The organism is Escherichia sp. WS33, assembly GCF_046486385.1.
Lineage (GTDB): Bacteria > Pseudomonadota > Gammaproteobacteria > Enterobacterales > Enterobacteriaceae > ECMA0423.
Genome location: NZ_JBJQLJ010000006.1, coordinates 125,559 through 151,468, shown reverse-complemented (window position 1 = coordinate 151,468; position 25,910 = coordinate 125,559). Strand labels below are relative to the sequence as shown.

Genomic DNA, 25,910 nt, shown 5'->3' with positions numbered 1-25,910 from the left:
GCGTTAAACCTTTTCTGTGGTGCGACGGCGCACGGGGAATGCGGGTAATACCGCGTTTTGTAGCACACGTCCGGCGTCAGAGGAAAAGGTTAATTTATCTCCCACCACCTGGGTTTCGACGATTTGTCCGTTGTCCATCACCATCACCCGCTGACAGAAGCGTTCCACCAGGCGTAAGTCGTGGGTGATGAACAGGCAGGCGGTGCCAAACTGTTGTTGTAGCTTTTTCAGCAGGCGAATGACGCCCGCCTGTAACACGAGATCAAGGTTAGAAACGGCTTCATCCAGAATCAGTAGTTTCGGTTCGACCGCCAGCGCGCGAGCCAGGCAGACGCGCTGGAGCTGGCCGCCGCTTAACTGCGGTGGGCGTTTGTCGAGAACGCTGTCATCGAGATCGACCGCCTTCAGCATTTCGCTGGCGCGCGCCAGTTGTTCGGATTTTTTCAGTGATAGCAGGTGGCGCATCGGTTCACGCAGGATCTCGCGCACGGTTTTGCGCGGATTCACGGCGCTGATGGAGTCCTGAAATACCATCTGAATATCGCGGCGGAACGCTTTACGCTGGGCGCGATTGAGTTTCGCCAGCGGTTCGCCGCGCCAGCTAATATTCCCTTGTGAGGGAGACTCTAAGCCTACCAGCAGCCGCGCGAGGGTGCTTTTTCCGCAGCCGCTGCGTCCCAGCAGGGCGACGGTTTCGCCGCTTTTCAGGGTCAGGGAAACGTTATTCAGCACCGCCTGATGTTGATGTTTTCCGCTAAATCCACCGTGGGCATAGTGATGGGAAAGGCCGCAGACGTTAAGTAAGGTCATGATGCCAGCTCCATACCGTAGAGGGCGAGATGAGCGGAAACCAGGCTGCGCGTCACCGTATGTTTGGGGGCGTTAAACAGCGTTTCTACATCGCCCTGTTCGACAATTTTACCTTGTGACATCACCGCCACGTCATCCGCCAGACGCGCCACAACGCCCATATCATGGGTGACCAGCAGCATTCCCGGCGCTTGTTTTTGCATAATGCTTTCCAGCAGATCGAGGATGCGCGCCTGTGCTACCACGTCGAGGTCGGTGGTCGGTTCATCGGCGATGATAAACGGTGATTCACACAGCACCGCCATCGCAATCATCATGCGCTGCAACATGCCGCCGCTCATCTCGAACGGGTACAGCTTCAGCACGCGCGCGGCGTTTTCCAGCCCCACCGCTTCTATGGCAGCGGTAAGCGTAGCGTCATCGGCGGGTTTCCCTAACGCCAGGCAGGTTTCCCGCGCGTGGGTGTGCATGGTGTGCAGTGGATTAAAGGCGCTGCGCGGGTTCTGCATGATGGTGGCAATTTTGATGCCGCGCAGGGCGCAAGGCGAAACCGGTTTGCCATCGGCTAAAATTTCCCCCGCCGTCTGGCGAACGCCAGCGGGCAAAATGCCCAGCGTCGCGGCGCAGGTTAATGATTTCCCGCTGCCGCTACCGCCGACTAACGCCAGCACGCGCCCGCGTTGCAGGGTTAACGATACACCGTGTACCAGCGGCTGCGCGGCCTGTAGCGCGATATTACGTAGTTCAATCTGTTGCGGCATTAGTGTGCGTGCTCCGTCACCAGATGAGGATCCAGATGATCGCGCAGTGCGTCACCCACCAGGTTAAAGGCCATCACGCTGATAAACAGCGCCAGCCCCGGCCAGAACATTTGCAGCGGCTGGGTCCAGATATACTGGCGCGCGTCGTTAATCATCACGCCCCATTCGGCGGTCGGCGCGGTCACACCGAGGCCAAGGAAAGACATCCCCGCGACGTGCAGCATCATATGGCCGATATCCAGCGTTGCCAGCACCAGCAGCGAAGGGATCACCGCGCCTGCCAGATGATCGACAAACACCCGCACATGGCCCGCACCGGAAAGCCGTGACGCCAGCACAAACTCGCGTTGGCGTAGTGAAATCACCAGGCTGCGCACCATGCGTGCATACCACGCCCAGTGCGACAGGGCGATGGCGATAATTACGTTGGTCAGCCCGGTGCCGAGCACGCCAACCATAAAGAACGACAGAATCGAGGTCGGGAAGGTCATAAACATATCGGCGACGCGCATGGTGGCCTGATCAACGCGTCCGCCAATCAGTCCGGCGCTGCCGCCAATCACCAGCCCTAATGTCAGCACCAGCAGCAGGCAGGCCATTACCGAACCGAGCGACACGCGGGTCGCCGCCATCAGCCGCGAGAAAATATCACGCCCTAAGTGATCGGTGCCCAGCCAGTGCTGCGCATCCGGCGAAAGCAGGCGCGACGGCAGATCAATAGCCTGAGGGTCATACGGCAGCCACCACTGGCTGGTAAGCGCAATCAGCGCCAGCAGGGCGATAATGATCAGCGCCAGGCGTACCGACCAGCGGGAAGAGAGGAAAAAGTTCACGCGTGCGCTCCTTCATGACGACGAATGCGCGGGTCCAGCGCGGCGTTGAGCAAATCGACAATCAAATTACAGACCACAAAAACCACCACCATCATCAGCGTAAAGCACTGGATCACCGGATAGTCACGGTTAAAAATCGCCGACACCGCATAGCGCCCGACGCCCGGCCAGGCAAAGATGTTTTCGATAATCATCGTCCCGCCGATCAGTTCGCCGATGTGCATCCCCACGGCGGTGATCATCGGCAGCGAGGCATTGCGCAGGATGTGGCGACGTTCGGTCTGTTTGTCGTTCAGGCCGCGCAGACGCGCCCAGGTGACGTGACGCTGACCGGCGACGTCCAGCATACTGGCGCGCAGTAAACGCGCGTTAATCGCCAGCGACATAAAGGCAATGGAAACCGCAGGCAAAATGATGTGCTGCCAGCCGCCGTAACCCATCGCGGGTAGCCATTGCAGATACACCGAAAACGCCATCACCAGTAAAAACGCCAGCCAGAAGTTAGGCATCGACACGCCAAGAAACGCGATGAAACGTACGGCGAAATCCGGCAGACGGTCGCGGTGGCGCGCCGCCCAGATACCGAGCGGTACGGAAGTGAGCAGAATTAATACCAGCGCCGCACCTGCAAGTTCCAGCGTGGCGGGCAGGAAGTTCAGCATATCGTCCAGTACCGGGCGTTGGCTGGCGAATGAGATACCAAAGTCAAGATGCAGCGCCTTCCACAACCAGGTGCCGTACTGGACGTACAGCGGCTGATCCAGTCCCAGCATGGTGCGGGTAGAGGCCAGCATCTCCGGCGTCGGCGGCAGGTTAGACAGACGCAAATAATCGAGCGCCGGGTCGCCGGTACCGAGGCGCAGCATCAGAAAAATGATCACCGAGGCGGCGAGCACCATCGGGATCAGCAGCAGAAAGCGGCGTAATACGTAACGCAACATTAAGGTTTCACCGGTTTAATCTGTTCGAACGGAATTTCGGTGGCGATCGGCGCGTAGGGGATGTTACCCAGCTCCGGTTTTGATACCACCATCATCGAGATGTAGCTGATAGGCAGATAAACCGCCTCGTCATGCAGACGGGTCAGAATGTCGCGATACAGCGCCTGACGTTGCGTTTCGTCATGGGTCGCCAGCACTTCGCCGATCTCTTTATCAATCAGCGGCTTGTCGGCTAATCCTTGCTGTGCCTGGAAGTCAGCGTGCGACGGTACGCGCATTGAACTCAGGAAGGCGTGTGGATCGTATGGCGCGCCCCAGGTGCGGTGGAAAATCATGCCAAAACGACCGTCGCGCTGACGAGCATAGATACTGCTCTCTTCTTCGCCAATCAGCGAGACATCTGCGCCAATCTGGCGCATATCAGCCTGAATGATTTCCGCCATCGATTTGCTTAACGCATCGGTGCCGATGAACGACAGTTCAATGCGCAGCGGCTGACCATTTTTCTCGCGGATGTCTTTGCCCGCAGGCAGCGTCCAACCGGCTTTTTCCAGCAACTCTTTCGCTTTCTGCGGATCGTACTGGCGCGGTTTCAGGCCGAGATTAGCGTAAGGCACAGAAGGGGCAAACAGGGTGTCGGCGACCTGCTGGGTGCCATATAACGCGTTATCAATCAGCGATTTTTTGTTTACCGCGTAATTAAGAGCTTCACGTACTGCCAGCTCGTTGGTGGGGGCTTTGGCGGTATTGAGCGCCAGCATCACGGTTTCGATCGGCTGTGACAGTTGGGTGTGGTAAGCCGGATTCTGGCTAAAGCGGGCGAAGGTATCGAGCGGTAATAACCCTTCGTTTCCGTACAGCAGGTCGATATCGCCAGTTTCAAACGCCACCGCGCGGGTAGTCGGGTCCGGGATGACGTTAAAGGTGATCTTTTTAATCGCTGGCTTTTCGCCCCAGTAGTTTTCGTTACGGACGAAGACATCGTACTGATTCAGTTTCGATTCCTGCAAAATCCACGGTCCGGTGCCAATCGGCGCTTTAATTCCGTTCATGGTTTCATGGTTTTTAAACTGCGAGGGAGCGATAAAACGGAAAGGACGGGGCAGGGCCAGTTCTTGCAGGAAAGGATAGTAGGCGCTTTTCAGGGTAATTTGCAGCTCTGTTTTACTGAGTGCTTTAACATCAACAATCTGGTTTGCCAGCTCCAGCCAGGCGTGACGTTGACGGTTATCGAGCACTGCGCGGAAGTTTTCTGCCGCCGCCTCGGCATCGAACGGTTCACCGTTGGAGAATTTCACGTCATCACGCAGGGTGAAGGTCCAGGTTTTACCATCTTCTGAATGAGTCCAGCTTTTTGCCAGCCACGGGATCACCGAACCGTCTGCCTGATATTTCACCAATGGTTCATAAACCATGCTCTGGGCGAACATCTGGTTAGGCGTGTAAAGGTGCGGGTTTAGTGGCCCGACATTCACCGGCCAGGCGGTGGTGATTTCATCTGGTGCAGCGGCATGGACGATAAAAGACGCACAAGCCAGCAGCGCAAATAGAGTGCGGCGGAGTGTGGAGAGCATGGTAACCCCAATGGATTAAAATAGGTGGCGGAAATAAGTATGACGATTTTAAGTATTCGTCATACTGATTACCTGTTCTGGATCAATAGATGGGCAGTCGGGTGGGCGGATCAGTTAACTGAATCGATCCATTGCACACTGTCGGCGGTGAGCGTAAAGGGGGTGGGGGTGCAGATCGCCAGGCTTAAATTTTCAAGCTGACAATGGCTGACTGACAGCGAGGAGTGATAGGTGCTGTCTACGCTGACGATTTGCCAGGCGCTGCCGCCACGCTGTTTAACGATGGCTTCTTTGCGCGTCCAGATGCGCCAGAACATTTCCAGTTGCTGATCAGGATGCACGGCGTCCATCTCAGCGTGTTCCCCGAGGCTGAATACGGCGTTCGCCAGCCAGCGCCAGTTGGCGCGCGGGCGAATCACTTCGATATCGCAGCCGACTTCGCCTTCATCACTCAACAGCAGAGCGATATCGTCACCGCTATGGCTTAAGTTGAACCATAGCGGCGTTTCCGGCGCGAATGCAGGTTTGCCTTGTTCGCCATAGATGATCTCCGGTAGCGGGGAAAGCGTGTGCGAAAGCAATGCACGCCCCGCCAGCCAGCGTTCGCGTCGTGGACCTTGCGGTGCTTGCTCGCGTAAACCCGGTGGCAGTGGAGCTGCGCTTAAGGTCGAAACTTTCCCCAGAACTATCCGATACATATCAGGGCCAACGTTTAATGGAAAATGAAAGTGCGTATCGTATCACTTGTCGCCTCATCCCGGTAACCGACTTTTCGGTCTGCCCGGCCCCAGTAAAATCGCCAGTTTGCTGCCACCTTTCGTCGTTTCCATCCAGATTTTACACACGCTGGTTAATGGCACCGAAAGTAGCATCCCTACCGGGCCGAGCAGCCATCCCCAGATTAACAATGAAAGAAATACCACCATGGTGGACATCCCCAGGCGATGGCCCATCATCCGTGGCTCTAAAATATTGCCGATGACCATATGGACAACTAAAAACAATGCGCCGACCAGAATACATTCGTAAATACCATTAAACAGCAGCACCTGAATCATTGGCGGTACGGCGGAAATTACCGCGCCGATATTGGGCACGTAGTTAAGCAAAAACGCCAGTACTGCCCACATCAGCGCAAACTGTACCCCCATCAGCTCCAGCCCCAGCCAGACGATGACACCTGTCCATAAACTGAGTAGCGTCTTCAATGCAAGATAGTGCGAAACGCCTTTAAGTGCGCGGTGTAATCCCGCGATGTGAATCTGTGGATTATTCAGCGCAAAACGCATTTTGTAAGGGACGTGGCGCACTTCAAACAGCATAAAAACTACGGTCATCACCAGCAAAAGCACGCTCGCCATTGCCCCGGAAAGCCCGGTCATTAGCGCTGTGGTGAAGGTAACCACTTTTTCCGAGTCCATCCGCTGCAGCATTCGCTCCGGCGACATATGCAAATTAAGAAAAGGCAACATCTCCTGCAATTTAAAAAGTTTGCGCGTCAGCTCCTTATTAAACTTCGGCAGCATAGAGATAAATTCGTTAAACGATGCCGCCAGTACGCCGACCAGCGCGGTTAGTGTGATCAGCATCACCACCACCACAATCGTAATGGCAACGGGGCGTTTTACTCCCCGTCGAATAAACCAGGTAACGAGCGGGTTGAGGACGATGGCAAAAAACAGCGCCAGTAACAGCTGCACAATGATATCTGCCGCTGCGTGAATGCCCGCGAGGATCACTACCAGCGAGGCCAGCTTGAGCAGAATGTGCATGCCCGTTTTATCGGGTTGAGGGGTTTCCATTGGGGCTTCCTTGTGACTTTTTGTATTAAGTGTAGCGGGAGTCACGCCAGCAATATTCTGATTCTTACTGCTGATTTTCACGTCAGCACATGGTAAAAATGAAACACTGTTGTAAAAATGTGGTGATCCTCATGCCCGAACCCGTAGCCGAACCCGCGCTAAACGGATTGCGCCTGAATTTGCGCATTGTCTCCATTGTCATGTTTAACTTCGCCAGCTACCTCACCATCGGGTTGCCGCTCGCTGTATTACCGGGCTATGTCCATGATGTGATGGGCTTTAGCGCTTTTTGGGCAGGATTGGTTATCAGCCTGCAATACTTCGCCACCTTGCTGAGCCGCCCTCATGCCGGACGTTACGCCGATTTGCTGGGACCCAAAAAGATTGTCGTCTTCGGTTTATGCGGCTGCTTTTTGAGCGGTCTGGGATATCTGACGGCAGGATTAACCGCCAGTCTGCCCGTCATCAGCCTGTTATTACTTTGCCAGGGACGCGTGATCCTTGGGATTGGGCAAAGTTTTGCCGGAACGGGATCGACCCTGTGGGGCGTTGGCGTGGTTGGCTCGCTGCATATCGGGCGGGTGATTTCGTGGAACGGCATTGTCACTTATGGGGCGATGGCGATGGGTGCGCCGTTAGGCGTCGTGTTTTATCACTGGGGCGGCTTGCAGGCGTTAGCGTTAATCATTATGGGCGTGGCGCTGGTGGCCATTTTGTTGGCGATCCCGCGTCCGACGGTAAAAGCCAGTAAAGGCAAACCGCTGCCGTTTCGCGCGGTGCTTGGGAGCGTCTGGCTGTACGGTATGGCGCTGGCACTGGCTTCCGCCGGATTTGGCGTCATCGCCACCTTTATCACGCTGTTTTATGACGCTAAAGGTTGGGACGGTGCGGCTTTCGCGCTGACGCTGTTTAGCTGTGCGTTTGTCGGTACGCGTTTGTTATTCCCTAACGGCATTAACCGTATCGGTGGCTTAAACGTAGCGATGATTTGCTTTAGCGTTGAGATAATCGGCCTGCTACTGGTTGGCGTGGCGACTATGCCGTGGATGGCGAAAATCGGCGTCTTACTGGCGGGGGCCGGGTTTTCGCTGGTGTTCCCGGCATTGGGTGTAGTGGCGGTAAAAGCGGTTCCGCAGCAAAATCAGGGGGCGGCGCTGGCAACTTACACCGTATTTATGGATTTATCGCTTGGCGTGACTGGACCACTGGCTGGGCTGGTGATGAGCTGGGCGGGCGTACCGGTGATTTATCTGGCGGCGGCGGGACTGGTCGCAATCGCGTTATTACTGACGTGGCGATTAAAAAAACGGCCTCCGGAACACGTCCCTGAGGCCGCCTCATCATCTTAAAACTTACTGAATAACCAGCGTATTAATGATGTTTTCTGCGGTGGTCTGCGCTTTTTGCTGATCGTCAGCGGGCAGCGTAATTTGCATGGTCAGCAGTTGATTACCCACGTTACCCAGAATAACGGAAGAGTACGCCGTCTGGCCTTTCGCGGAGATAATACTGTCTAACTGCTGCATTTTGTGACCTTTCAGCTCAATGGCTTTATTGGTTACCACTTGCAGCTGTGGATCGCGGCTACGTTGCTGATCTTCCAGACGCTTCGCCAGCACCGCCAGATCTTCTTTCGGATCATCGCCCATGATGACGATGACTGCTTTCTGCCCGGTGGCGTCGGACCAGACATGCATGTTATTGGCCTGCGTTCCCAGCTTACCGCTCTGGTCGGTCATATCCGCTGGCAGCGAGAAACTTAACTTGCCATCAAGCAGGTTGACGGGATTCCCGGTAGCGTTACTTTCCGCGACCGAACCCTGCGCCGTAGCGTTAGTGTCTTTATCATCACAGGCCGCAAGCCCCATAACCAGCAGGCCAATTCCGACATATTTAACCAGATTGCGCATTGACTTCTTCCTTTCGATAAACGGCCATAACGGCTCATTCATCCATCTTATCACAACTCTGATAACGAACCTTTAACTCGCCTGCAAAGCGTTGATTTCGGATTTATCTGCCAGTCTTTTCAACAGCATATTGAGTAATACGCCATACATTGGCAGGAAGAAAACGATACTGATTAACACTTTGAAACAGTAATCGACCAGCGCGATTTCCATCCAGTGTTCAGCCATAAAGGCATCCGGGCTACGCCAGAAGGCAATGAAGAAAAAGGCCAGCGTGTCACTGACGTTACCGAACAGTGTGGACGCTGTCGGTGCCAGCCACCAGCGGCGACTTTGACGCAGGCGGTTAAAAACGTGCACGTCGAGGATTTGCCCCAGCGCGTAGGCCATGAAACTGGCGGTGGCGATACGGGCGACAAACAGGTTGAAGTGGGCGAGTGCGCCGAATCCCTGCCATGAACCCATATAGAACAGCGACGAGATGACATAGGAGATTAATAACGCAGGGATCATTACCGCGAAGATAATGCGTCGGGCCAGCGGTGCGCCAAAAATACGCACGGTCAGGTCGGTCGCGAGAAAGATAAACGGAAAACTAAACGCGCCCCAGGTGGTATGAAAACCAAAAATGGAGACCGGAAGCTGGACCAGATAGTTACTGGAGGTGATCACCAGCAGATGAAATAACGATAACCAGAACAACGCCTTATAGCGTTGAGTTTGCGAGAAAACGTTCATATTGTACCTTTTTGATTAACCATTGGGGTGAGGGAACCCAATACGTACGACACGTCTGTTATCTTAACATAATAACGTGCTTACCCTTTTTTCGAGCCGCCGCATGATACTGCTTTACGTTGACAATGCAATGGTTAATTTTCACGCAATCGTTAACCTGGTTTGCTTACGGACTCACAGGGCGTAAACTAGCGCCGTTTTTTTAAGTGATGAGAAGAAAATGACCGATCTCTTTTCCAGCCCTGACCACACACTCGACGCGCTTGGCCTGCGCTGCCCGGAACCGGTGATGATGGTGCGCAAAACCGTGCGCAATATGCAGCCTGGCGAAACTTTACTGATTATCGCCGACGATCCGGCGACGACCCGCGATATTCCTGGGTTTTGTACCTTTATGGAACACGAACTGGTTGCGAAAGAGACGGATGGACTGCCTTATCGTTATTTGATTCGTAAAGGCGGTTGATGGGGAAAGATTGGCTTCGATGCCGCCTTTTCCCCTCACCCTAACCCTCTCCCCAGAGGAGCGAGGGGACCGATCGCGCTCAATGTTGCGATCGGTTTGCCTTATCTCCTGCGCAACAATCTTAACGCATTCGCTGTTACCAGCACGGTCGCACCGGTATCTGCCAGCACCGCCAGCCATAGTCCGGTCATCCCTAGCAGCGTGGTGACGAGGAAGATCCCTTTCAGCCCCAGCGCAATAGTGATGTTCTGGCGGATATTGGCGTGAGTGGCGCGTGCCAGTTCAATCATTTGCACCAGGCCGCGCAGGTGGTTATGGGTTAATGCTGCGTCGGCGGTTTCCAGCGCCACGTCTGTGCCACTGCCCATTGCAATCCCAATGGCGGCAGCTTTCATCGCTGGCGCGTCGTTAATACCATCACCGACCATCGCCAGGGGCGCATGTTGATTCAGCTTGGTCACCGCTTTGACTTTATCTTCCGGCAATAGGCCCGCTTTAAACTCCAGCCCCAGCTCCCCGGCAATTGCCGCCGCTGCGCGTGGATTATCGCCGGTGAGGATCACTCCTTTAACCCCCAGCGCGTTCAGTTCACTGATGGCAGTTGCTGCGTCGGCGCGCAGGGTATCCTGCAATGCAATGATACCCAGCACGTCATCATTACGTACTACCAGCACAACCGTTTGCCCGGCGCTTTCCAGTTCATTAATCAAACCAGCAAATGCATCAGCGGGATGTTTCCCGGCAGCGCAAATCAATACGCGCTCACCGTTAACCTGCGCTTCAATGCCAGACCCGACCAGCGCCCGCTGTGATTCGGCGGTGGGAATGGCGAGTTCAGCAACCTGTGCTTCGCGTACGATGGCCTGCGCCAGTGGATGCGTCGCGCCTTGCTCGACCGCCGCCGCCAGTGTCAGCAGTTCAGATTCACTAATACCCGTTGCCGGATGAATCGCGGTAACGCGCGGTTTACCGACGGTCAGCGTACCGGTTTTATCAAACGCCACCTGAGTAACACGACCCAGCTGTTCCAGCGCCGCTCCGCCTTTAATCAACGCCCCACGACGTGCCGCTGCTGCCAGCCCGGAGGTAATCGCCGCGGGCGTGGAGATAACTAACGCACACGGGCAGCCAATCAGCAGCAGCGTCAGGCCTTTATAAATCCACTCTTGCCAGCTGGCGGCAAACAGCAGCGGCGGCACCAGCGTTACCAGCAGGGCGACGGCCATAATTGCTGGCGTATAAATGCGGCTGAAACGGTCGATAAACCGCTCAATGGGGGCGCGGCGCTCTTCGGCTTCTTCGATCAGTTTCAGAATCCGGTCAATGGCGCTGGCACCCGGTTCTGACAGCACTTCCAGCGTTACCAGACGGTCTACGCTGGTGGCTCCAGCAGGGACTTTATCGCCCGTCGCGCGCTCCACCGGAATGGATTCTCCGGTCAGGGCGCTTTCATCAAAACTGGCAAACGGTGAGAGCAATTTACCGTCGGCAGGCAAACGCCCACCTGCGGCGACTTCAATCACATCGCCAGGGCGCAGGCTGTTAATCGCCACCTCTTCCCGCTCACCGTTACGCAGGCGCGTGGCGGTTTCTGGTTTCAGCGCCATTAACGCGCTGACCCCTTGACGTGCGCGGCTGGCGGCCCAGCCTTCCAGTCGTTCGCCAATCAAAAACAGCAGCAACACCATCGCAGCTTCAGCCGTTGCGCCAATAAACAGCGCACCAATAGCGGCTACGCTCATTAACGTTTCAATGGCGAAGTAGCTGCCGGATTTGATCAACCGTAATGCCTGACGAGCAATCGGGTACAGCCCAACCAGCGTGGTCGCGATAAACGCCAGTTGCCCGAACGGATGATTGAACTGCTCCAGACCCCAGCTGATTGCCATCATCACGATTAGCGTAATCAGCGACAGATTCTCTTTCAGGCGTGATGCTTGCGGTTCTTCGGCGGCCTGTTCATCGCGCAGGGAATAGCCTGCTTTTTGCACCGCAGATTCAACTTGTGCACGAATGTCATTGTCGGCATCGACCACCAGTTTTTCGGTGGCGAACAACACCTGCACCTGATTCACGCCTGCAAGCTGGCGCACAGCATTTTCTACCTTGCGCGCACAGGCGGCGCAGTCCATGCCGCTGACTTTCCAGCTATAGCGGGTGCCGGAGACGTTTTCAGAGAGCGTTGGCGAGCTGGAACATGCGCCGTCGCAGCAACAGTCGTTGGCGTTCTGTACCGCAGTTAGCGGTTTGAACGCAGCAAATTGAGGGGCTTTCTTGCCGTGATTGTCAGGAGTCGACATGGCATCCTCCGGTTAAGTTTTTTCTCATTAACCGAAGGATACACTCTGGAGTCGACTCCAGAGTCAAGTTTTATCAGAGATACAGCGAGCGGACGATGAGGAAGTGACCGGCAAAGTAGCAGGCCGCAGCAATCGCGTTATCCGCACGGAAGCGTCGGCGATAGTGACTACCCAGCCAGACAAAGTTACTGATAAACAGCAACGAAGCGCCGACAAACGCAGAGAGCGCCGGAGCGGTCGGACGGAAGAACCACAGTTCACCTGCCAGCCACACCATCACCAGCGTCATGCCGATAAACGTGCAGATAGGCCAACGATACTCTTCCAGCCGCGTCCAGATAATCGCCAGTAACAGCGCGCCCAGAACCAGCAGCACCAGTGGCAGAGGCCAGAAGAAAGAGAGCGTCATCTGACTGGCGAAATAGATGGTGTACAGCAGGTGCGAGAGGAAAAACGCGCCGATGGCGTACATCAGACGTTGACGTGGCAACAGGGTTAGCGCATCGCCCAGCAGTGAGGCGCACAGCCCCGCCAGCACCAGATAGCTAATGGCGTCGAACATCGGCGCTTGCCAGGCCAGTAACAGCAGGAGAAGAAGGGTTAATGGTTTAAATACCCAGCGTTGCCAGGTTGGCCCACGATACGATGCATCCACAGATAGCCATGCGGAAAGACAGACAGCGATAAACGACCAAAGCATCTTAGTTCCTTGAATTCGTTATTTTTTCGTAAGCGGAATGCCTACGGTCTTGCTTCCAGTTTAGTGGCGAGGGTGGACGGATGACAACACCATAACTGGCAGGGTATGCTTAATTCCGCATTTTCCGATGAGGGATAAAGATGAGCAAACCACCTCTTTTCTTTATTGTTATCATTGGCTTAATCATCGTCGCCGCATCGTTTCGTTTTATGCAACAACGACGGGAAAAAGCTGATAATGATATGGCACCACTCCAGCAAAAGCTGGTGTTGGTGAGCAACAAGCGGGAAAAACCGATTAACGATCGCCGTTCGCGCCAGCAGGAAGTGACTCCGGCAGGCACCAGTATGCGCTATGAGGCAAGCTTCAAACCGCAAAGCGGAGGAATGGAGCAGACGTTTCGCCTCGACGCCCAGCAGTACCACGCCCTGACAGTGGGCGATAAAGGTACGCTGAGCTATAAAGGAACGCGCTTTGTCAGCTTTGTAGGCGAACAATAAGGTTATTTTTTAACTTTAAATTTCTTCTGCCAGACCAGCAGTTCAAACACGCCGAAAAGGAAAATCCGTACCTTTTCGGCGGTGGTCATCTGCGGGCCATCTTTCGGTAAAGTGGATTTCAATAGCGCCAGCTGCATACCATGCATCAGCACGGTAAAAATCAGCGCCACGTTAACGAAAATATTCAGCGGACGTGGGAAGGGATGCACCAGGTTGAGGATTAAAAATCCCCAAACACAGAGCATTAACAAACGACCAATATTAATCAGCATCACTTTCTCCTTGTGCTTCGCGTTGATACAGCCGATAAGCCACCTGACCCGCCACTTTTTCCCGATGTAATGACCAGTTTGCCGGAACAGTGGGCAGACCGTTTTCGACTTCGCTTTCGACATAAATCAGGGCTTCGTCAGCCAGCCAGCCGTTATCTTCCAGTAAATTTATCGTCTCTTCTAACAAGCCACGGCGGAACGGTGGATCGACAAACACGATATTATGCGGTGTGCCTTTTTGCGCCAGGAATGACATTGCGTTGCTGTTCACCACGCGTGCATTGCCTGCTTTTAGTGTCGCCAGATTCTTAATTAACTGCTGAGAAACCGCGCGATCCATCTCAATCAACGTGGCCCCCGCAGCATAGCGCGACAACGCTTCCAGCCCCAGCGCGCCGCTCCCGGCGAAGCAATCCAGACATTGGGCGTCAACAATGACCGGAGCCAGCCAGTTAAACAACGTTTCGCGTACGCGGTCGGTGGTGGGGCGCAGACCTGGGCTATCAGGAACCGGGAGTTTACGGCCTCGCCACTGCCCGCCAATAATGCGGATTTGGCCGCTGCCGGAATGATTCGGTTTTTTCATGATAAATTGCTCAATCCGCCAGATAACACATACTTGCAGGCGGTGATGTGAATTAAGTTAAGTGATAGACTATTTCATCATTTTTTTAGCTGCTATGTACATAGCGTTAACGCTGTGCCATGAAGCAACAGCGAGGAGTGTAGTCGCAAATGGCGAAAGAAAAAAAACGTGGCTTTTTTTCCTGGCTGGGCTTTGGTCAAAAAGAGCAGACCCCGGAAAAAGAGACAGAAGTTCAGAATGAACAAACGGTTGTAGAAGAAATCGTTCAGGCGCAAGAGCCTGTGAAGGCTTCTGAACAAGCCGTCGAAGAGCAGCCGCAGGCGCATACTGAGGCCGAGGCGGAAACTTTTGCTGCCGACGTTGTGGAAGTCACTGAACAGGTTGCTGAAAGTGAAAAAGCGCAGCCTGAAGCGGAAGTCGTTGCACAACCGGAACCGGTCGTAGAAGAAACGCCGGAGCCAGTGGCTATCGAACGTGAAGAGCTGCCGTTGCCGGAAGACGTCAACGCCGAAGAGGTTTCGCCAGAAGAGTGGCAGGCTGAAGCGGAAACCGTAGAGATTGTCGAAGCGGCGGAAGAAGAAGCGGCTAAAGAAGAAATCACCGACGAAGAGCTGGAAGCACAGGCGCTGGCTGCCGAAGCGGCAGAAGAAGCGGTGATAGTGGTTCCTCCGGCAGAAGAAGAGCAGCCGGTTGAAGAAATTGCCCAGGAGCAGGAAAAACCGACCAAAGAAGGTTTCTTCGCGCGCCTGAAACGCAGCCTGTTAAAAACCAAAGAAAATCTCGGTTCCGGATTTATCAGCCTGTTCCGCGGTAAAAAAATCGACGATGATCTGTTTGAAGAGCTGGAAGAACAGCTGTTGATCGCCGATGTGGGCGTGGAAACCACACGTAAAATCATCACCAATCTGACGGAAGGCGCATCCCGCAAGCAGCTTCGTGATGCCGAGGCCCTCTATGGCCTGCTGAAAGAAGAGATGGGCGAGATTCTGGCGAAAGTCGATGAGCCGCTGAATGTTGAAGGTAAAACGCCGTTCGTGATCCTGATGGTAGGCGTCAACGGTGTGGGTAAAACCACGACGATTGGTAAGCTGGCGCGTCAGTTTGAGCAGCAGGGTAAATCGGTGATGCTGGCGGCGGGCGATACTTTCCGTGCAGCAGCGGTTGAACAGCTTCAGGTCTGGGGGCAGCGCAACAATATTCCGGTGATTGCCCAGCATACCGGTGCGGATTCCGCCTCTGTTATCTTCGACGCCATTCAGGCCGCTAAAGCGCGTAATATCGACGTCCTGATTGCCGATACCGCCGGACGCCTGCAGAACAAATCGCACCTGATGGAAGAGTTGAAGAAAATCGTCCGCGTGATGAAGAAACTCGACGTTGAAGCGCCGCATGAAGTTATGCTGACTATCGATGCCAGCACCGGGCAGAACGCGGTAAGCCAGGCCAAACTGTTCCATGAAGCTGTTGGCTTAACCGGCATCACGCTAACGAAACTGGACGGCACGGCGAAAGGCGGGGTAATTTTCTCGGTGGCTGACCAGTTTGGTATCCCTATCCGCTACATTGGTGTCGGCGAACGTATTGAGGATTTGCGTCCGTTTAAGGCGGACGACTTTATAGAGGCACTTTTTGCCCGAGAGGATTAACAATGATTCGCTTTGAACATGTCAGCAAGGCTTATCTCGGTGGGAGACAGGCGCTGCAGGGCGTTACGTTCCATATGCAGCCGGGTGAGATGGCGTTTCTGACCGGTCATTCCGGCGCAGGGAAAAGTACCCTCCTGAAGCTGATCTGTGGGATTGAGCGGCCCAGCGCCGGGAAAATCTGGTTTAGCGGCCATGACATCACGCGTCTGAAAAACCGTGAAGTTCCGTTTCTGCGCCGCCAGATTGGCATGATTTTCCAGGATCACCATCTACTGATGGACCGTACTGTCTACGATAACGTGGCAATCCCGCTGATTATCGCCGGTGCCAGCGGTGACGATATTCGTCGCCGGGTGTCGGCGGCACTGGATAAAGTCGGGCTACTGGACAAAGCGAAGAACTTCCCTATTCAGCTTTCTGGCGGTGAACAACAGCGTGTTGGCATTGCCCGCGCGGTGGTGAACAAGCCCGCGGTACTGCTGGCGGACGAACCGACTGGTAACCTGGACGACGCGTTGTCGGAAGGGATTCTACGTCTGTTTGAAGAGTTTAACCGCGTTGGGGTAACCGTATTGATGGCAACGCACGACATCAACCTGATCTCGCGGCGTTCCTATCGCATGCTCACCCTGAGCGATGGTCACTTGCATGGAGGCGTGGGCCATGAATAAGCGCGATGCAATCAATCATATTCGGCAGTTTGGCGGGCGTCTGGATCGCTTCCGTAAATCGGTCGGCGGCTCTGGCGACGGCGGTCGTAACGCGCCAAAACGCGCGAAATCCTCGCCAAAACCGGTAAATCGCAAAACCAACGTTTTCAACGAACAGGTGCGCTATGCCTTCCACGGCGCATTGCAGGATCTGAAAAGCAAACCGTTCGCCACGTTTTTAACGGTGATGGTTATCGCCATCTCCCTGACGCTGCCCAGTGTCTGTTATATGGTGTACAAAAACGTTAACCAGGCGGCGACGCAATATTATCCGTCACCGCAAATCACTGTTTACTTGCAAAAAACGCTGGACGATGACGCCGCAGCAGGCGTGGTAGCACAGCTACAGGCCGAGCAGGGCGTGGAGAAAGTGAACTATCTTTCTCGTGAAGACGCACTGGGCGAGTTCCGTAACTGGTCTGGTTTTGGTGGTGCGCTGGATATGCTGGAAGAAAACCCGCTTCCGGCAGTGGCGGTGGTGATCCCGAAACTCGATTTTCAGGGGACGGAATCACTGAATACGCTGCGTGATCGTATCACCCAGATTAACGGCATTGACGAAGTGCGGATGGATGACAGCTGGTTTGCCCGTCTGGCGGCGTTGACCGGGCTGGTCGGGCGCGTTTCCGCGATGATCGGCGTGTTGATGGTGGCAGCAGTGTTCCTCGTCATCGGCAACAGTGTGCGTCTGAGCATCTTTGCTCGCCGTGACTCCATTAACGTGCAGAAACTGATTGGTGCGACGGATGGTTTCATCCTGCGCCCGTTCCTGTACGGAGGCGCATTGCTGGGATTTTCTGGCGCATTGCTGTCATTAATTTTGTCAGAAATTCTGGTACTGCGTTTGTCATCGGCGGTTGCAGAAGTGGCACAGGTTTTCGGAACGAAGTTTGATATCAATGGCTTATCGTTCGATGAATGCCTGCTGTTGCTGCTGGTTTGCTCTATGATTGGCTGGGTGGCAGCGTGGCTTGCCACGGTACAACATTTACGCCACTTTACGCCTGAATAATAAAAGCGTGTTATACTCTTTCCCTGCAATGGGTTCCGTAGCAGGGAAAGAGACCCCGTTGTCTCTTCCCGGTATTTCATCTCTATGTCACATTTTGTGCGTAATTTATTCACAAGCTTGCATTGAACTTGTGGATAAAATCACGGTCTGATAAAACAGTGAATGATAACCTCGTTGCTCTTAAGCTCTGGCACAGTTGTTGCTACCACTGAAGCGCCAGAAGATATCGATTGAGAGGATTTGAATGACTGACAAAATGCAAAGTTTAGCTTTAGCCCCAGTTGGCAACCTGGATTCCTACATCCGGGCAGCTAACGCGTGGCCGATGTTGTCGGCTGACGAGGAGCGGGCGCTGGCTGAAAAGCTGCATTACCATGGCGATCTGGAAGCAGCTAAAACGCTGATCCTGTCTCACCTGCGGTTTGTTGTTCATATTGCTCGTAATTATGCGGGCTATGGCCTGCCACAGGCGGATTTGATTCAGGAAGGTAACATCGGCCTGATGAAAGCAGTGCGCCGTTTCAACCCGGAAGTGGGTGTGCGCCTGGTCTCCTTCGCCGTCCACTGGATCAAAGCAGAGATCCACGAATACGTTCTGCGTAACTGGCGTATCGTCAAAGTTGCGACTACCAAAGCGCAGCGCAAACTGTTCTTCAACCTGCGTAAAACTAAGCAGCGTCTGGGCTGGTTTAACCAGGATGAAGTCGAAATGGTGGCCCGTGAACTGGGCGTAACCAGCAAAGACGTTCGTGAGATGGAATCACGTATGGCGGCACAGGACATGACCTTTGACCTGTCTTCCGACGACGATTCCGACAGCCAGCCGATGGCACCGGTGCTCTATCTGCAGGATAAATCATCTAACTTTGCCGACGGCATCGAAGATGATAACTGGGAAGAGCAGGCGGCAAACCGTCTGACCGACGCGATGCAGGGTCTGGACGAACGCAGCCAGGACATCATCCGTGCGCGCTGGCTGGACGAAGACAACAAGTCCACGTTGCAGGAACTGGCTGACCGTTACGGTGTTTCCGCCGAGCGTGTGCGCCAGCTGGAAAAGAACGCGATGAAAAAACTTCGCGCTGCCATTGAAGCGTAATTTCTACTACTAAGCAGAGAACCCTGGATGAGAATCCGGGGTTTTTGTTTTTTGGGCCTCTACAATAATCAATTCCCCCTCCGGCAAAACGTCAATCCCCACGCAGATTGTTAATAAACTGTCAAAATAGCTATTCCAATATCATAAAAATGGGGTATGTTTTAGCAGAGTATGCTGCTAAAGCACGGGTAGTCATGCATAAAACGAAATAAAGTGCTGAATCACAACACCACAACACACGTAATAACCAGAAGAATGGGGATTCTCAGGATGAACATAAAGGGTAAAGCGTTACTGGCAGGATGTATCGCGCTGGCATTCAGCAATATGGCTCTGGCAGAAGATATTAAAGTCGCGGTCGTGGGCGCAATGTCCGGTCCGGTTGCGCAGTACGGTGACCAGGAGTTTACCGGCGCAGAGCAGGCGGTTGCGGATATCAACGCTAAAGGCGGCATTAAAGGCAACAAACTGCAAATCGTAAAATATGACGATGCCTGTGACCCGAAACAGGCGGTTGCGGTGGCGAACAAAGTCGTTAACGACGGCATTAAATATGTGATTGGTCACCTCTGTTCTTCATCAACGCAGCCTGCGTCTGACATCTACGAAGACGAAGGCATTTTAATGATCACCCCAGCGGCAACCGCGCCGGAGCTGACCGCCCGTGGCTATCAGCTGATCCTGCGCACCACCGGCCTGGACTCCGACCAGGGGCCGACGGCGGCGAAATATATTCTTGAGAAAGTGAAACCGCAGCGTATTGCTATCGTTCACGACAAACAGCAATACGGCGAAGGTCTGGCGCGAGCGGTGCAGGACGGCCTGAAGAAAGGCAATGCTAACGTGGTGTTCTTTGATGGTATCACCGCCGGGGAAAAAGATTTCTCAACGCTGGTGGCGCGTCTGAAAAAAGAGAATATCGACTTCGTTTACTACGGCGGTTATCACCCGGAAATGGGGCAAATCCTGCGTCAGGCACGCGCGGCAGGGCTGAAAACTCAGTTTATGGGGCCGGAAGGTGTGGCTAACGTTTCGCTGTCTAACATTGCGGGCGAATCAGCGGAAGGGCTGCTGGTGACCAAGCCGAAGAACTACGATCAGGTTCCGGCGAACAAACCCATTGTTGACGCCATCAAAGCGAAAAAACAGGATCCAAGTGGCGCGTTCGTCTGGACCACCTACGCCGCGCTGCAATCTTTGCAGGCGGGCCTGAATCAGTCTGACGATCCGGCTGAAATCGCCAAATACCTGAAAGCGAACTCGGTTGATACCGTGATGGGGCCGCTGACGTGGGATGAGAAAGGCGATCTGAAAGGCTTTGAGTTCGGCGTATTTGACTGGCACGCCAACGGCACGGCAACCGATGCGAAGTAACAGATAGATAAATGAAAATGCCCGATGCGCTGAACTGCCATCGGGTTTTTTTGTGTTTGTCGAAATGGTTGTAGAAAGATTAAACAATCCAGGATATGCTTAATGTACGGTGACATACCGTACATATTATACGGAGCAGGAGAGTTCACATGTCTGCTGTTAAAAAGCAGCGTATCGATCTGCGTTTAACTGACGATGACAAAAGTATGATTGAGGAAGCGGCAGCGATATCTAATCAGTCCGTCAGCCAATTTATGTTGAACAGCGCTTCGCAGCGGGCTGCGGAAGTGATTGAACAGCATCGGCGGGTGATCCTCAATGAGGAATCCTGGACGCGGGTGATGGATGCGCTGAGTAATCCACCGTCACCTGGTGAAAAGCTAAAACGTGCGGCAAAACGTCTTCAGGGAATGTAATAATTTATGGATGATCTGACGATAGAGATTCTGACCGATGATGCAGATTATGATCTACAGCGATTCGACTGCGGCGAGGAAGCGTTAAATCTCTTTCTGACGACACATCTCGTTCGTCAACATCGCAACAAAATTCTGCGAGCGTATATCCTTTGTCGCAACACTCCAGAACGTCAGGTGCTGGGATATTACACATTATGCGGCAGTTGTTTTGAACGAGCCGCATTGCCCTCGAAATCGAAACAGAAAAAAATTCCCTACAAAAATATTCCCAGCGTTACTCTTGGGCGTCTGGCAATTGATCGTTCATTACAGGGGCAGGGATGGGGAGCAACACTGGTTGCTCATGCCATGAAAGTCGTCTGGTCAGCCTCTTTAGCGGTAGGTATTCACGGTCTTTTTGTCGAGGCGCTGAATAAAAAAGCCCATACGTTTTATCAATCGCTGGGCTTTATCCCGTTGGTCGGAGAAAACGAAAATGCGTTATTTTTCCCAACCAAATCCATCGAACTGCTTTTCACACAGAGCGATTAACGCTTCTCCCAGCCGCCCTGTTGCGCCGTAAATCCCAGTGCCTGCATAAACGCCGTCATCACACCGCGATCTTCCACGCCTGCATCCGCCATCCACCAGCATGAAACGCCAGGATTGTTACGCAAAACCTCTTCCAGCAGATATTGCCCCACACCGCGACGTCGGGTGACTTCCCGCACACGCAGGGAATCCAGTGCTCCCTCGGTGCCGCTTAAGGTTACCCGTACGGCAGCGAGCAGGCGCTCGTTAAAACGCGCGGCGTAGATACGGTGGTTATCGTCAACCTGTAAAGAGGAAGGGGAATACTCCGGCCAGATTTTTTGCAGGCCAATCCGGTCCTGGTCGCTAAAGTTTTCTAATCGAATGATGGTCAGCTTCATGGGTAACCCGTGTAAATCACAAAAGTGGAACCAGTGTAGCGAAATAATTTAATCGGAGGCTTTCTCTTTTTTATTTCTTTTGGCAGGTGATTAATTTTTTAACAGCAATAATTACAAAGTTAAAACATTAGAGAATGAAAAATACCCAGCATAATCCCCTGAATGGTAGTGAATTATTCCGCCCTTTGTGCCGTTATTTTATGCTGACAAAGGCACTTTTTTCTGTTTATCTATCAATAAATTCAGAATATTATCTGTTCTTAATCGACTGAAAAATAGGGATTTTAATCACTATTATCACAAAATACTGCGCTAAACCCTTAATCAGACAGGCAAAAACAGTGCAGTATAAAAAAAGAACAGTCTGATTTGTTAACACATAAAAACAAAGCAACACAACATCACGAATGGGGATTTTTGACTATGAAACGGAATGCGAAAACTATCATCGCAGGGATGATTGCACTGGCAATTTCACACACCGCTATGGCTGACGATATTAAAGTTGCCGTTGTCGGCGCGATGTCCGGCCCGATTGCCCAGTGGGGCGATATGGAATTTAACGGCGCGCGTCAGGCGATTAAAGACATTAATGCCAAAGGGGGAATTAAAGGCGATAAGCTGGTGGGCGTGGAATATGACGACGCCTGCGACCCGAAACAAGCCGTTGCGGTCGCCAACAAAATCGTTAACGACGGCATTAAATACGTTATTGGTCATCTGTGTTCTTCTTCTACCCAACCTGCGTCAGATATCTACGAAGACGAAGGTATTCTGATGATCTCGCCGGGAGCGACCAACCCGGAGCTGACCCAACGCGGTTATCAACACATTATGCGTACTGCCGGGCTGGACTCTTCCCAGGGGCCTACGGCAGCAAAATACATTCTTGAGACGGTGAAGCCCCAGCGCATCGCCATCATTCACGACAAACAACAGTATGGCGAAGGGCTGGCGCGTTCGGTGCAGGACGGGCTAAAAGCGGCTAACGCCAACGTCGTCTTCTTCGACGGTATTACCGCCGGGGAGAAAGATTTCTCCGCGCTGATCGCCCGCCTGAAAAAAGAAAACATCGACTTCGTTTACTACGGCGGTTACTACCCGGAAATGGGGCAGATGCTGCGCCAGGCCCGTTCCGTTGGCCTGAAAACTCAGTTTATGGGGCCGGAAGGTGTGGGTAACGCATCATTGTCGAATATTGCCGGTGATGCTGCCGAAGGCATGTTGGTCACTATGCCAAAACGCTATGACCAGGATCCGGCAAACCAGGGCATCGTTGATGCGCTGAAAGCAGACAAGAAAGATCCGTCCGGGCCTTATGTCTGGATCACCTACGCGGCGGTGCAATCTCTGGCGACTGCCCTTGAGCGTACTGGCAGCGATGAGCCGCTGGCGCTGGTGAAAGATTTAAAAGCTAACGGTGCAAACACCGTGATTGGGCCGCTGAACTGGGATGAAAAAGGCGATCTTAAGGGATTTGATTTTGGTGTCTTCCAGTGGCACGCCGACGGTTCATCCACGGCAGCCAAGTGATCATCCCACCGCCCGTAAAATGCGGGCGGGTTTAGAAAGGTTACCTTATGTCTGAGCAGTTTTTGTATTTCTTGCAGCAGATGTTTAACGGCGTCACGCTGGGCAGTACCTACGCGCTGATAGCCATCGGCTACACCATGGTTTACGGCATTATCGGCATGATCAACTTCGCCCACGGCGAGGTTTATATGATTGGCAGCTACGTCTCATTTATGATCATCGCCGCGCTGATGATGATGGGCATTGATACCGGCTGGCTGCTGGTGGCGGCGGGATTCGTCGGCGCAATCGTCATTGCCAGCGCCTACGGCTGGAGTATCGAACGGGTAGCCTATCGCCCGGTGCGTAACTCTAAGCGCCTGATTGCGCTCATCTCGGCAATCGGCATGTCCATCTTCCTGCAAAACTACGTTAGCCTGACCGAAGGTTCGCGTGACGTGGCGCTGCCCAGTCTGTTTAACGGGCAGTGGGTGGTGGGCCATAGCGAAAACTTCTCTGCCTCTATTACTACCATGCAGGCGGTGATTTGGATTGTTACCTTCCTCGCCATGCTGGCGCTGACGATTTTCATTCGCTATTCCCGTATGGGGCGCGCCTGTCGTGCCTGCGCGGAAGATCTGAAAATGGCGAGCCTGCTTGGCATCAACACCGACCGGGTGATTGCGCTGACCTTTGTGATTGGCGCGGCGATGGCGGCGGTGGCGGGTGTGCTGCTCGGTCAGTTCTACGGTGTGATTAACCCCTACATCGGCTTTATGGCCGGGATGAAAGCCTTTACCGCGGCGGTGCTCGGCGGGATTGGCAGCATTCCGGGGGCGATGATTGGCGGGCTGATCCTGGGGATTGCGGAGGCGCTCTCTTCTGCCTATCTGAGTACGGAATATAAAGATGTGGTCTCATTTGCCCTGCTGATCCTGGTACTGCTGGTGATGCCGACCGGTATTCTGGGGCGCCCGGAGGTAGAGAAAGTATGAAACCGATGCATATTGCAATGGCGCTGCTCTCTGCCGCGATGTTCTTTATCCTCGCTGGCGTCTTTATGGGCGTACAGCTGGAGCTGGACGGCACCAAACTGGTGGTCGACACGGCTTCGGATGTCCGTTGGCAGTGGGTGTTTATCGGCACGGCGGTGGTCTTTTTCTTCCAGATTTTGCGACCTGCTTTCCAGAAAGGGTTGAAAAGCGTTTCCGGGCCGAAGTTTATTCTGCCCGCGATTGATGGCTCCACGGTGAAGCAGAAACTGTTCCTCGTGGCGCTGTTGGTGCTTGCGGTGGCGTGGCCGTTTATGGTTTCACGCGGGACGGTGGATATCGCCACCCTGACCATGATCTACATTATCCTCGGCCTCGGGCTGAACGTGGTGGTAGGGCTTTCCGGCCTGCTGGTGCTGGGGTACGGCGGTTTTTACGCCATCGGCGCTTACACTTTTGCGCTGCTCAATCACTATTACGGCTTGGGCTTCTGGACCTGTCTGCCGATTGCCGGGTTAATGGCAGCGGCGGCGGGCTTCCTGCTCGGCTTTCCGGTGCTGCGTCTGCGTGGTGATTATCTGGCGATCGTTACCCTCGGCTTCGGCGAAATTGTGCGCATATTGCTGCTCAATAACACCGAAATTACCGGCGGCCCGAACGGAATCAGTCAGATCCCGAAACCGACTTTCTTCGGCCTTGAGTTCAGCCGTACCGCCCGTGAAGGCGGTTGGGACACGTTCAGTAATTTCTTTGGCCTGAAATACGATCCCTCCGATCGCGTCATCTTCCTGTATCTGGTGGCGTTGCTGCTGGTGGTGCTAAGCCTGTTTGTCATTAACCGCCTGCTGCGGATGCCGCTGGGGCGTGCGTGGGAAGCGTTGCGTGAAGATGAGATCGCCTGCCGTTCGCTGGGCTTAAGCCCGCGTCGTATCAAGCTGACCGCTTTTACCATCAGTGCCGCGTTTGCCGGTTTTGCCGGAACGCTGTTTGCTGCGCGCCAGGGCTTTGTCAGCCCGGAATCCTTCACCTTTGCTGAATCGGCGTTTGTACTGGCGATAGTGGTGCTCGGCGGTATGGGATCGCAGTTTGCGGTGATTCTGGCGGCAATTTTGCTGGTGGTGTCGCGCGAGTTGATGCGTGATTTCAACGAATACAGCATGTTAATGCTCGGTGGTTTGATGGTGCTGATGATGATCTGGCGTCCGCAGGGCTTGCTGCCCATGACGCGCCCGCAACTGAAGCTGAAAAACGGCGCAGCGAAAGGAGAGCAGGCATGAGTCAGCCATTATTATCTGTGAACGGCCTGATGATGCGCTTCGGCGGCCTGCTGGCGGTGAACAACGTCAATCTTGAACTGTACCCGCAGGAGATCGTCTCGTTAATCGGCCCTAACGGTGCCGGAAAAACCACGGTTTTTAACTGCCTGACCGGTTTCTACAAACCCACCGGCGGCACCATTTTACTGCGCGATCAGCATCTTGAAGGTTTACCGGGGCAGCAAATTGCCCGCATGGGCGTGGTGCGCACCTTCCAGCATGTGCGTCTGTTCCGTGAAATGACGGTAATTGAAAACCTGCTGGTGGCGCAGCATCAGCAACTGAAAACCGGGCTGTTCTCTGGCCTGTTGAAAACGCCTTCTTTCCGTCGCGCCCAGAGCGAAGCGCTCGACCGCGCCGCCACCTGGCTTGAGCGCATTGGTTTGCTGGAACACGCCAACCGTCAGGCGAGTAACCTGGCCTATGGTGACCAACGCCGTCTGGAGATTGCCCGCTGCATGGTGACGCAGCCGGAGATTTTAATGCTCGACGAACCGGCGGCAGGTCTTAACCCAAAAGAAACCAAAGAGCTGGATGAGCTGATTGCCGAACTGCGCAATCATCACAACACCACTATCTTGTTGATTGAACACGATATGAAGCTGGTGATGGGGATTTCAGACCGAATTTATGTGGTCAATCAGGGGACGCCACTGGCAAACGGTACGCCGGAGCAAATCCGTAATAACCCGGACGTGATCCGTGCCTATTTAGGTGAGGCATAAG

Annotated in this window: 28 protein-coding genes; 14 read left to right on the top strand and 14 right to left on the bottom strand. The window is 53.9% G+C overall.

Annotated features, from left to right (window positions below; genetic code table 11):
- Nucleotides 1–3: 3 nt before the first annotated feature.
- The 7 genes from nikE to ACJHXA_RS07475 form a co-directional block, all read right to left on the bottom strand.
- Entirely contained in the window at nt 4–810 is an 807-nt protein-coding gene (gene nikE / locus ACJHXA_RS07505) for a nickel import ATP-binding protein NikE (protein ID WP_000173666.1), read from the bottom strand.
- Nucleotides 807–1,571, bottom strand: coding sequence for a nickel import ATP-binding protein NikD (gene nikD / locus ACJHXA_RS07500; protein ID WP_001136236.1), 765 nt, complete (start codon nt 1,569–1,571; stop codon nt 807–809). The genes nikE and nikD overlap by 4 nt, the downstream gene beginning before the upstream one ends.
- The gene (nikC, locus tag ACJHXA_RS07495) at nt 1,571–2,404 is read right to left on the bottom strand and encodes a nickel ABC transporter permease subunit NikC (RefSeq protein ID WP_001008963.1); all 834 of its coding nucleotides are present in this window, start codon (nt 2,402–2,404) and stop codon (nt 1,571–1,573) included. Before nikC ends, nikD begins: the two co-directional genes overlap by 1 nt.
- Nucleotides 2,401–3,345, bottom strand: a complete 945-nt coding sequence (gene nikB, locus ACJHXA_RS07490) for a nickel ABC transporter permease subunit NikB (RefSeq protein WP_000947068.1) — start codon at nt 3,343–3,345, stop codon at nt 2,401–2,403. The genes nikC and nikB overlap by 4 nt, the downstream gene beginning before the upstream one ends.
- Nucleotides 3,345–4,919, bottom strand: coding sequence for a nickel ABC transporter substrate-binding protein (gene nikA, locus ACJHXA_RS07485; protein ID WP_000953356.1), 1,575 nt, complete (start codon nt 4,917–4,919; stop codon nt 3,345–3,347). Before nikA ends, nikB begins: the two co-directional genes overlap by 1 nt.
- A gap of 110 nt (nt 4,920–5,029) precedes the next feature.
- Complete coding sequence (acpT, locus tag ACJHXA_RS07480; protein ID WP_000285784.1) at nt 5,030–5,617, bottom strand: 4'-phosphopantetheinyl transferase AcpT; 588 nt, start codon at nt 5,615–5,617, stop codon at nt 5,030–5,032.
- A 54-nt stretch (nt 5,618–5,671) separates the two neighbouring features.
- Complete coding sequence (locus ACJHXA_RS07475; protein ID WP_001307441.1) at nt 5,672–6,721, bottom strand: AI-2E family transporter; 1,050 nt, start codon at nt 6,719–6,721, stop codon at nt 5,672–5,674.
- A gap of 131 nt (nt 6,722–6,852) precedes the next feature.
- Here ACJHXA_RS07475 and ACJHXA_RS07470 point away from each other — a divergent pair, with 131 nt between their 5' ends.
- The gene (locus ACJHXA_RS07470) at nt 6,853–8,070 is read left to right on the top strand and encodes an MFS transporter (RefSeq protein ID WP_001367032.1); all 1,218 of its coding nucleotides are present in this window, start codon (nt 6,853–6,855) and stop codon (nt 8,068–8,070) included.
- 3 nt (nt 8,071–8,073) lie between these two features.
- Here the strand turns inward: ACJHXA_RS07470 and dcrB are convergent, their stop codons facing one another.
- Nucleotides 8,074–8,631, bottom strand: a complete 558-nt coding sequence (gene dcrB, locus ACJHXA_RS07465) for a phage sensitivity protein DcrB (RefSeq protein ID WP_001245295.1) — start codon at nt 8,629–8,631, stop codon at nt 8,074–8,076.
- 72 nt (nt 8,632–8,703) lie between these two features.
- Nucleotides 8,704–9,369, bottom strand: coding sequence for a 7-cyano-7-deazaguanine/7-aminomethyl-7-deazaguanine transporter (locus ACJHXA_RS07460; RefSeq protein ID WP_001100467.1), 666 nt, complete (start codon nt 9,367–9,369; stop codon nt 8,704–8,706).
- Nucleotides 9,370–9,589: 220 nt separating this feature from the next.
- Between ACJHXA_RS07460 and tusA the strand changes: the two genes are divergently transcribed.
- The gene (gene tusA, locus ACJHXA_RS07455; protein ID WP_000130621.1) at nt 9,590–9,835 is read left to right on the top strand and encodes a sulfurtransferase TusA; all 246 of its coding nucleotides are present in this window, start codon (nt 9,590–9,592) and stop codon (nt 9,833–9,835) included.
- Between the two features lie 101 nt (nt 9,836–9,936).
- Here the strand turns inward: tusA and zntA are convergent, their stop codons facing one another.
- Both zntA and ACJHXA_RS07445 read right to left on the bottom strand, forming a co-directional pair.
- On the bottom strand, nt 9,937–12,135 hold the full coding sequence (gene zntA, locus ACJHXA_RS07450) for a Zn(II)/Cd(II)/Pb(II) translocating P-type ATPase ZntA (protein WP_000106510.1): 2,199 nt from the start codon (nt 12,133–12,135) through the stop codon (nt 9,937–9,939).
- Between the two features lie 73 nt (nt 12,136–12,208).
- The gene (locus ACJHXA_RS07445; protein ID WP_000964718.1) at nt 12,209–12,835 is read right to left on the bottom strand and encodes a lysoplasmalogenase; all 627 of its coding nucleotides are present in this window, start codon (nt 12,833–12,835) and stop codon (nt 12,209–12,211) included.
- A gap of 140 nt (nt 12,836–12,975) precedes the next feature.
- Here ACJHXA_RS07445 and ACJHXA_RS07440 point away from each other — a divergent pair, with 140 nt between their 5' ends.
- Nucleotides 12,976–13,335: a DUF2500 domain-containing protein gene (locus ACJHXA_RS07440; protein WP_000042873.1), complete on the top strand. Its 360-nt coding sequence runs from the start codon at nt 12,976–12,978 to the stop codon at nt 13,333–13,335.
- Nucleotides 13,336–13,337: 2 nt separating this feature from the next.
- On the opposite strand, the gene ACJHXA_RS07435 is transcribed toward ACJHXA_RS07440, so the two are convergent.
- Nucleotides 13,338–13,607, bottom strand: coding sequence for a DUF1145 family protein (locus ACJHXA_RS07435; protein ID WP_001295207.1), 270 nt, complete (start codon nt 13,605–13,607; stop codon nt 13,338–13,340).
- On the bottom strand, nt 13,597–14,193 hold the full coding sequence (gene rsmD / locus ACJHXA_RS07430) for a 16S rRNA (guanine(966)-N(2))-methyltransferase (RefSeq protein ID WP_000743193.1): 597 nt from the start codon (nt 14,191–14,193) through the stop codon (nt 13,597–13,599). The genes ACJHXA_RS07435 and rsmD overlap by 11 nt, the downstream gene beginning before the upstream one ends.
- 149 nt (nt 14,194–14,342) lie before the next feature.
- On the opposite strand from rsmD, the gene ftsY reads away from it, so the two are divergent.
- The 7 genes from ftsY to ataT all read left to right on the top strand — a co-directional run bounded on the left by ftsY (nt 14,343) and on the right by ataT (nt 20,984).
- On the top strand, nt 14,343–15,839 hold the full coding sequence (gene ftsY, locus ACJHXA_RS07425; RefSeq protein WP_001040689.1) for a signal recognition particle-docking protein FtsY: 1,497 nt from the start codon (nt 14,343–14,345) through the stop codon (nt 15,837–15,839).
- A 2-nt stretch (nt 15,840–15,841) separates the two neighbouring features.
- Nucleotides 15,842–16,510: a cell division ATP-binding protein FtsE gene (gene ftsE, locus ACJHXA_RS07420; protein ID WP_000617723.1), complete on the top strand. Its 669-nt coding sequence runs from the start codon at nt 15,842–15,844 to the stop codon at nt 16,508–16,510.
- Nucleotides 16,503–17,561 (top strand): permease-like cell division protein FtsX, encoded by a 1,059-nt coding sequence (ftsX, locus tag ACJHXA_RS07415; protein ID WP_001042003.1) that lies wholly within the window; start codon nt 16,503–16,505, stop codon nt 17,559–17,561. The genes ftsE and ftsX overlap by 8 nt, the downstream gene beginning before the upstream one ends.
- A gap of 244 nt (nt 17,562–17,805) precedes the next feature.
- Nucleotides 17,806–18,660 carry an RNA polymerase sigma factor RpoH gene (rpoH, locus tag ACJHXA_RS07410; protein WP_000130217.1) on the top strand — a complete coding sequence of 285 codons (855 nt, stop codon included), beginning with the start codon at nt 17,806–17,808 and terminating at the stop codon, nt 18,658–18,660.
- Between the two features lie 270 nt (nt 18,661–18,930).
- On the top strand, nt 18,931–20,034 hold the full coding sequence (livJ, locus tag ACJHXA_RS07405; RefSeq protein ID WP_001021996.1) for a branched chain amino acid ABC transporter substrate-binding protein LivJ: 1,104 nt from the start codon (nt 18,931–18,933) through the stop codon (nt 20,032–20,034).
- Nucleotides 20,035–20,183: 149 nt separating this feature from the next.
- Complete coding sequence (ataR, locus tag ACJHXA_RS07400; RefSeq protein ID WP_001277108.1) at nt 20,184–20,450, top strand: type II toxin-antitoxin system antitoxin AtaR; 267 nt, start codon at nt 20,184–20,186, stop codon at nt 20,448–20,450.
- Nucleotides 20,451–20,456: 6 nt separating this feature from the next.
- The gene (ataT, locus tag ACJHXA_RS07395) at nt 20,457–20,984 is read left to right on the top strand and encodes a type II toxin-antitoxin system toxin acetyltransferase AtaT (RefSeq protein WP_000342449.1); all 528 of its coding nucleotides are present in this window, start codon (nt 20,457–20,459) and stop codon (nt 20,982–20,984) included.
- On the opposite strand, the gene panM is transcribed toward ataT, so the two are convergent.
- Nucleotides 20,981–21,364 carry an aspartate 1-decarboxylase autocleavage activator PanM gene (panM, locus tag ACJHXA_RS07390; protein ID WP_119180785.1) on the bottom strand — a complete coding sequence of 128 codons (384 nt, stop codon included), beginning with the start codon at nt 21,362–21,364 and terminating at the stop codon, nt 20,981–20,983. The genes ataT and panM overlap by 4 nt on opposite strands.
- A 423-nt stretch (nt 21,365–21,787) precedes the next feature.
- Between panM and livK the strand changes: the two genes are divergently transcribed.
- From livK to livG, 4 genes are read left to right on the top strand one after another with little or no spacing between them, the layout of a single operon-like run.
- The gene (gene livK, locus ACJHXA_RS07385; protein ID WP_000827696.1) at nt 21,788–22,897 is read left to right on the top strand and encodes a high-affinity branched-chain amino acid ABC transporter substrate-binding protein LivK; all 1,110 of its coding nucleotides are present in this window, start codon (nt 21,788–21,790) and stop codon (nt 22,895–22,897) included.
- A gap of 47 nt (nt 22,898–22,944) precedes the next feature.
- Nucleotides 22,945–23,871 carry a high-affinity branched-chain amino acid ABC transporter permease LivH gene (gene livH, locus ACJHXA_RS07380; RefSeq protein ID WP_001295111.1) on the top strand — a complete coding sequence of 309 codons (927 nt, stop codon included), beginning with the start codon at nt 22,945–22,947 and terminating at the stop codon, nt 23,869–23,871.
- Nucleotides 23,868–25,145, top strand: coding sequence for a branched chain amino acid ABC transporter permease LivM (livM, locus tag ACJHXA_RS07375; RefSeq protein ID WP_000803771.1), 1,278 nt, complete (start codon nt 23,868–23,870; stop codon nt 25,143–25,145). The genes livH and livM overlap by 4 nt, the downstream gene beginning before the upstream one ends.
- Nucleotides 25,142–25,909: a high-affinity branched-chain amino acid ABC transporter ATP-binding protein LivG gene (livG, locus tag ACJHXA_RS07370; RefSeq protein ID WP_000082101.1), complete on the top strand. Its 768-nt coding sequence runs from the start codon at nt 25,142–25,144 to the stop codon at nt 25,907–25,909. The genes livM and livG overlap by 4 nt, the downstream gene beginning before the upstream one ends.
- Nucleotide 25,910: the final 1 nt, after the last annotated feature.

What these genes read in the sequence shown, in the direction of transcription:
- ataR (WP_001277108.1), top strand. Translation starts at nt 20,184, where the DNA reads ATGTCTGCTGTTAAAAAGCAGCGTATCGATCTGCGTTTAACTGACGAT.
- livH (WP_001295111.1), top strand. Translation starts at nt 22,945, where the DNA reads ATGTCTGAGCAGTTTTTGTATTTCTTGCAGCAGATGTTTAACGGCGTC.
- ftsE (WP_000617723.1), top strand. Translation starts at nt 15,842, where the DNA reads ATGATTCGCTTTGAACATGTCAGCAAGGCTTATCTCGGTGGGAGACAG.
- ftsY (WP_001040689.1), top strand. Translation starts at nt 14,343, where the DNA reads ATGGCGAAAGAAAAAAAACGTGGCTTTTTTTCCTGGCTGGGCTTTGGT.
- ACJHXA_RS07475 (WP_001307441.1), bottom strand. Translation starts at nt 6,721, where the DNA reads ATGGAAACCCCTCAACCCGATAAAACGGGCATGCACATTCTGCTCAAG.
- livG (WP_000082101.1), top strand. Translation starts at nt 25,142, where the DNA reads ATGAGTCAGCCATTATTATCTGTGAACGGCCTGATGATGCGCTTCGGC.
- dcrB (WP_001245295.1), bottom strand. Translation starts at nt 8,631, where the DNA reads ATGCGCAATCTGGTTAAATATGTCGGAATTGGCCTGCTGGTTATGGGG.
- panM (WP_119180785.1), bottom strand. Translation starts at nt 21,364, where the DNA reads ATGAAGCTGACCATCATTCGATTAGAAAACTTTAGCGACCAGGACCGG.
- ACJHXA_RS07440 (WP_000042873.1), top strand. Translation starts at nt 12,976, where the DNA reads ATGAGCAAACCACCTCTTTTCTTTATTGTTATCATTGGCTTAATCATC.
- nikA (WP_000953356.1), bottom strand. Translation starts at nt 4,919, where the DNA reads ATGCTCTCCACACTCCGCCGCACTCTATTTGCGCTGCTGGCTTGTGCG.
- livJ (WP_001021996.1), top strand. Translation starts at nt 18,931, where the DNA reads ATGAACATAAAGGGTAAAGCGTTACTGGCAGGATGTATCGCGCTGGCA.
- ftsX (WP_001042003.1), top strand. Translation starts at nt 16,503, where the DNA reads ATGAATAAGCGCGATGCAATCAATCATATTCGGCAGTTTGGCGGGCGT.
- zntA (WP_000106510.1), bottom strand. Translation starts at nt 12,135, where the DNA reads ATGTCGACTCCTGACAATCACGGCAAGAAAGCCCCTCAATTTGCTGCG.
- livM (WP_000803771.1), top strand. Translation starts at nt 23,868, where the DNA reads ATGAAACCGATGCATATTGCAATGGCGCTGCTCTCTGCCGCGATGTTC.
- livK (WP_000827696.1), top strand. Translation starts at nt 21,788, where the DNA reads ATGAAACGGAATGCGAAAACTATCATCGCAGGGATGATTGCACTGGCA.
- ACJHXA_RS07445 (WP_000964718.1), bottom strand. Translation starts at nt 12,835, where the DNA reads ATGCTTTGGTCGTTTATCGCTGTCTGTCTTTCCGCATGGCTATCTGTG.
- ACJHXA_RS07460 (WP_001100467.1), bottom strand. Translation starts at nt 9,369, where the DNA reads ATGAACGTTTTCTCGCAAACTCAACGCTATAAGGCGTTGTTCTGGTTA.
- ataT (WP_000342449.1), top strand. Translation starts at nt 20,457, where the DNA reads ATGGATGATCTGACGATAGAGATTCTGACCGATGATGCAGATTATGAT.
- ACJHXA_RS07435 (WP_001295207.1), bottom strand. Translation starts at nt 13,607, where the DNA reads ATGCTGATTAATATTGGTCGTTTGTTAATGCTCTGTGTTTGGGGATTT.
- rpoH (WP_000130217.1), top strand. Translation starts at nt 17,806, where the DNA reads ATGACTGACAAAATGCAAAGTTTAGCTTTAGCCCCAGTTGGCAACCTG.
- nikE (WP_000173666.1), bottom strand. Translation starts at nt 810, where the DNA reads ATGACCTTACTTAACGTCTGCGGCCTTTCCCATCACTATGCCCACGGT.
- rsmD (WP_000743193.1), bottom strand. Translation starts at nt 14,193, where the DNA reads ATGAAAAAACCGAATCATTCCGGCAGCGGCCAAATCCGCATTATTGGC.
- tusA (WP_000130621.1), top strand. Translation starts at nt 9,590, where the DNA reads ATGACCGATCTCTTTTCCAGCCCTGACCACACACTCGACGCGCTTGGC.
- nikD (WP_001136236.1), bottom strand. Translation starts at nt 1,571, where the DNA reads ATGCCGCAACAGATTGAACTACGTAATATCGCGCTACAGGCCGCGCAG.
- acpT (WP_000285784.1), bottom strand. Translation starts at nt 5,617, where the DNA reads ATGTATCGGATAGTTCTGGGGAAAGTTTCGACCTTAAGCGCAGCTCCA.
- nikB (WP_000947068.1), bottom strand. Translation starts at nt 3,345, where the DNA reads ATGTTGCGTTACGTATTACGCCGCTTTCTGCTGCTGATCCCGATGGTG.
- ACJHXA_RS07470 (WP_001367032.1), top strand. Translation starts at nt 6,853, where the DNA reads ATGCCCGAACCCGTAGCCGAACCCGCGCTAAACGGATTGCGCCTGAAT.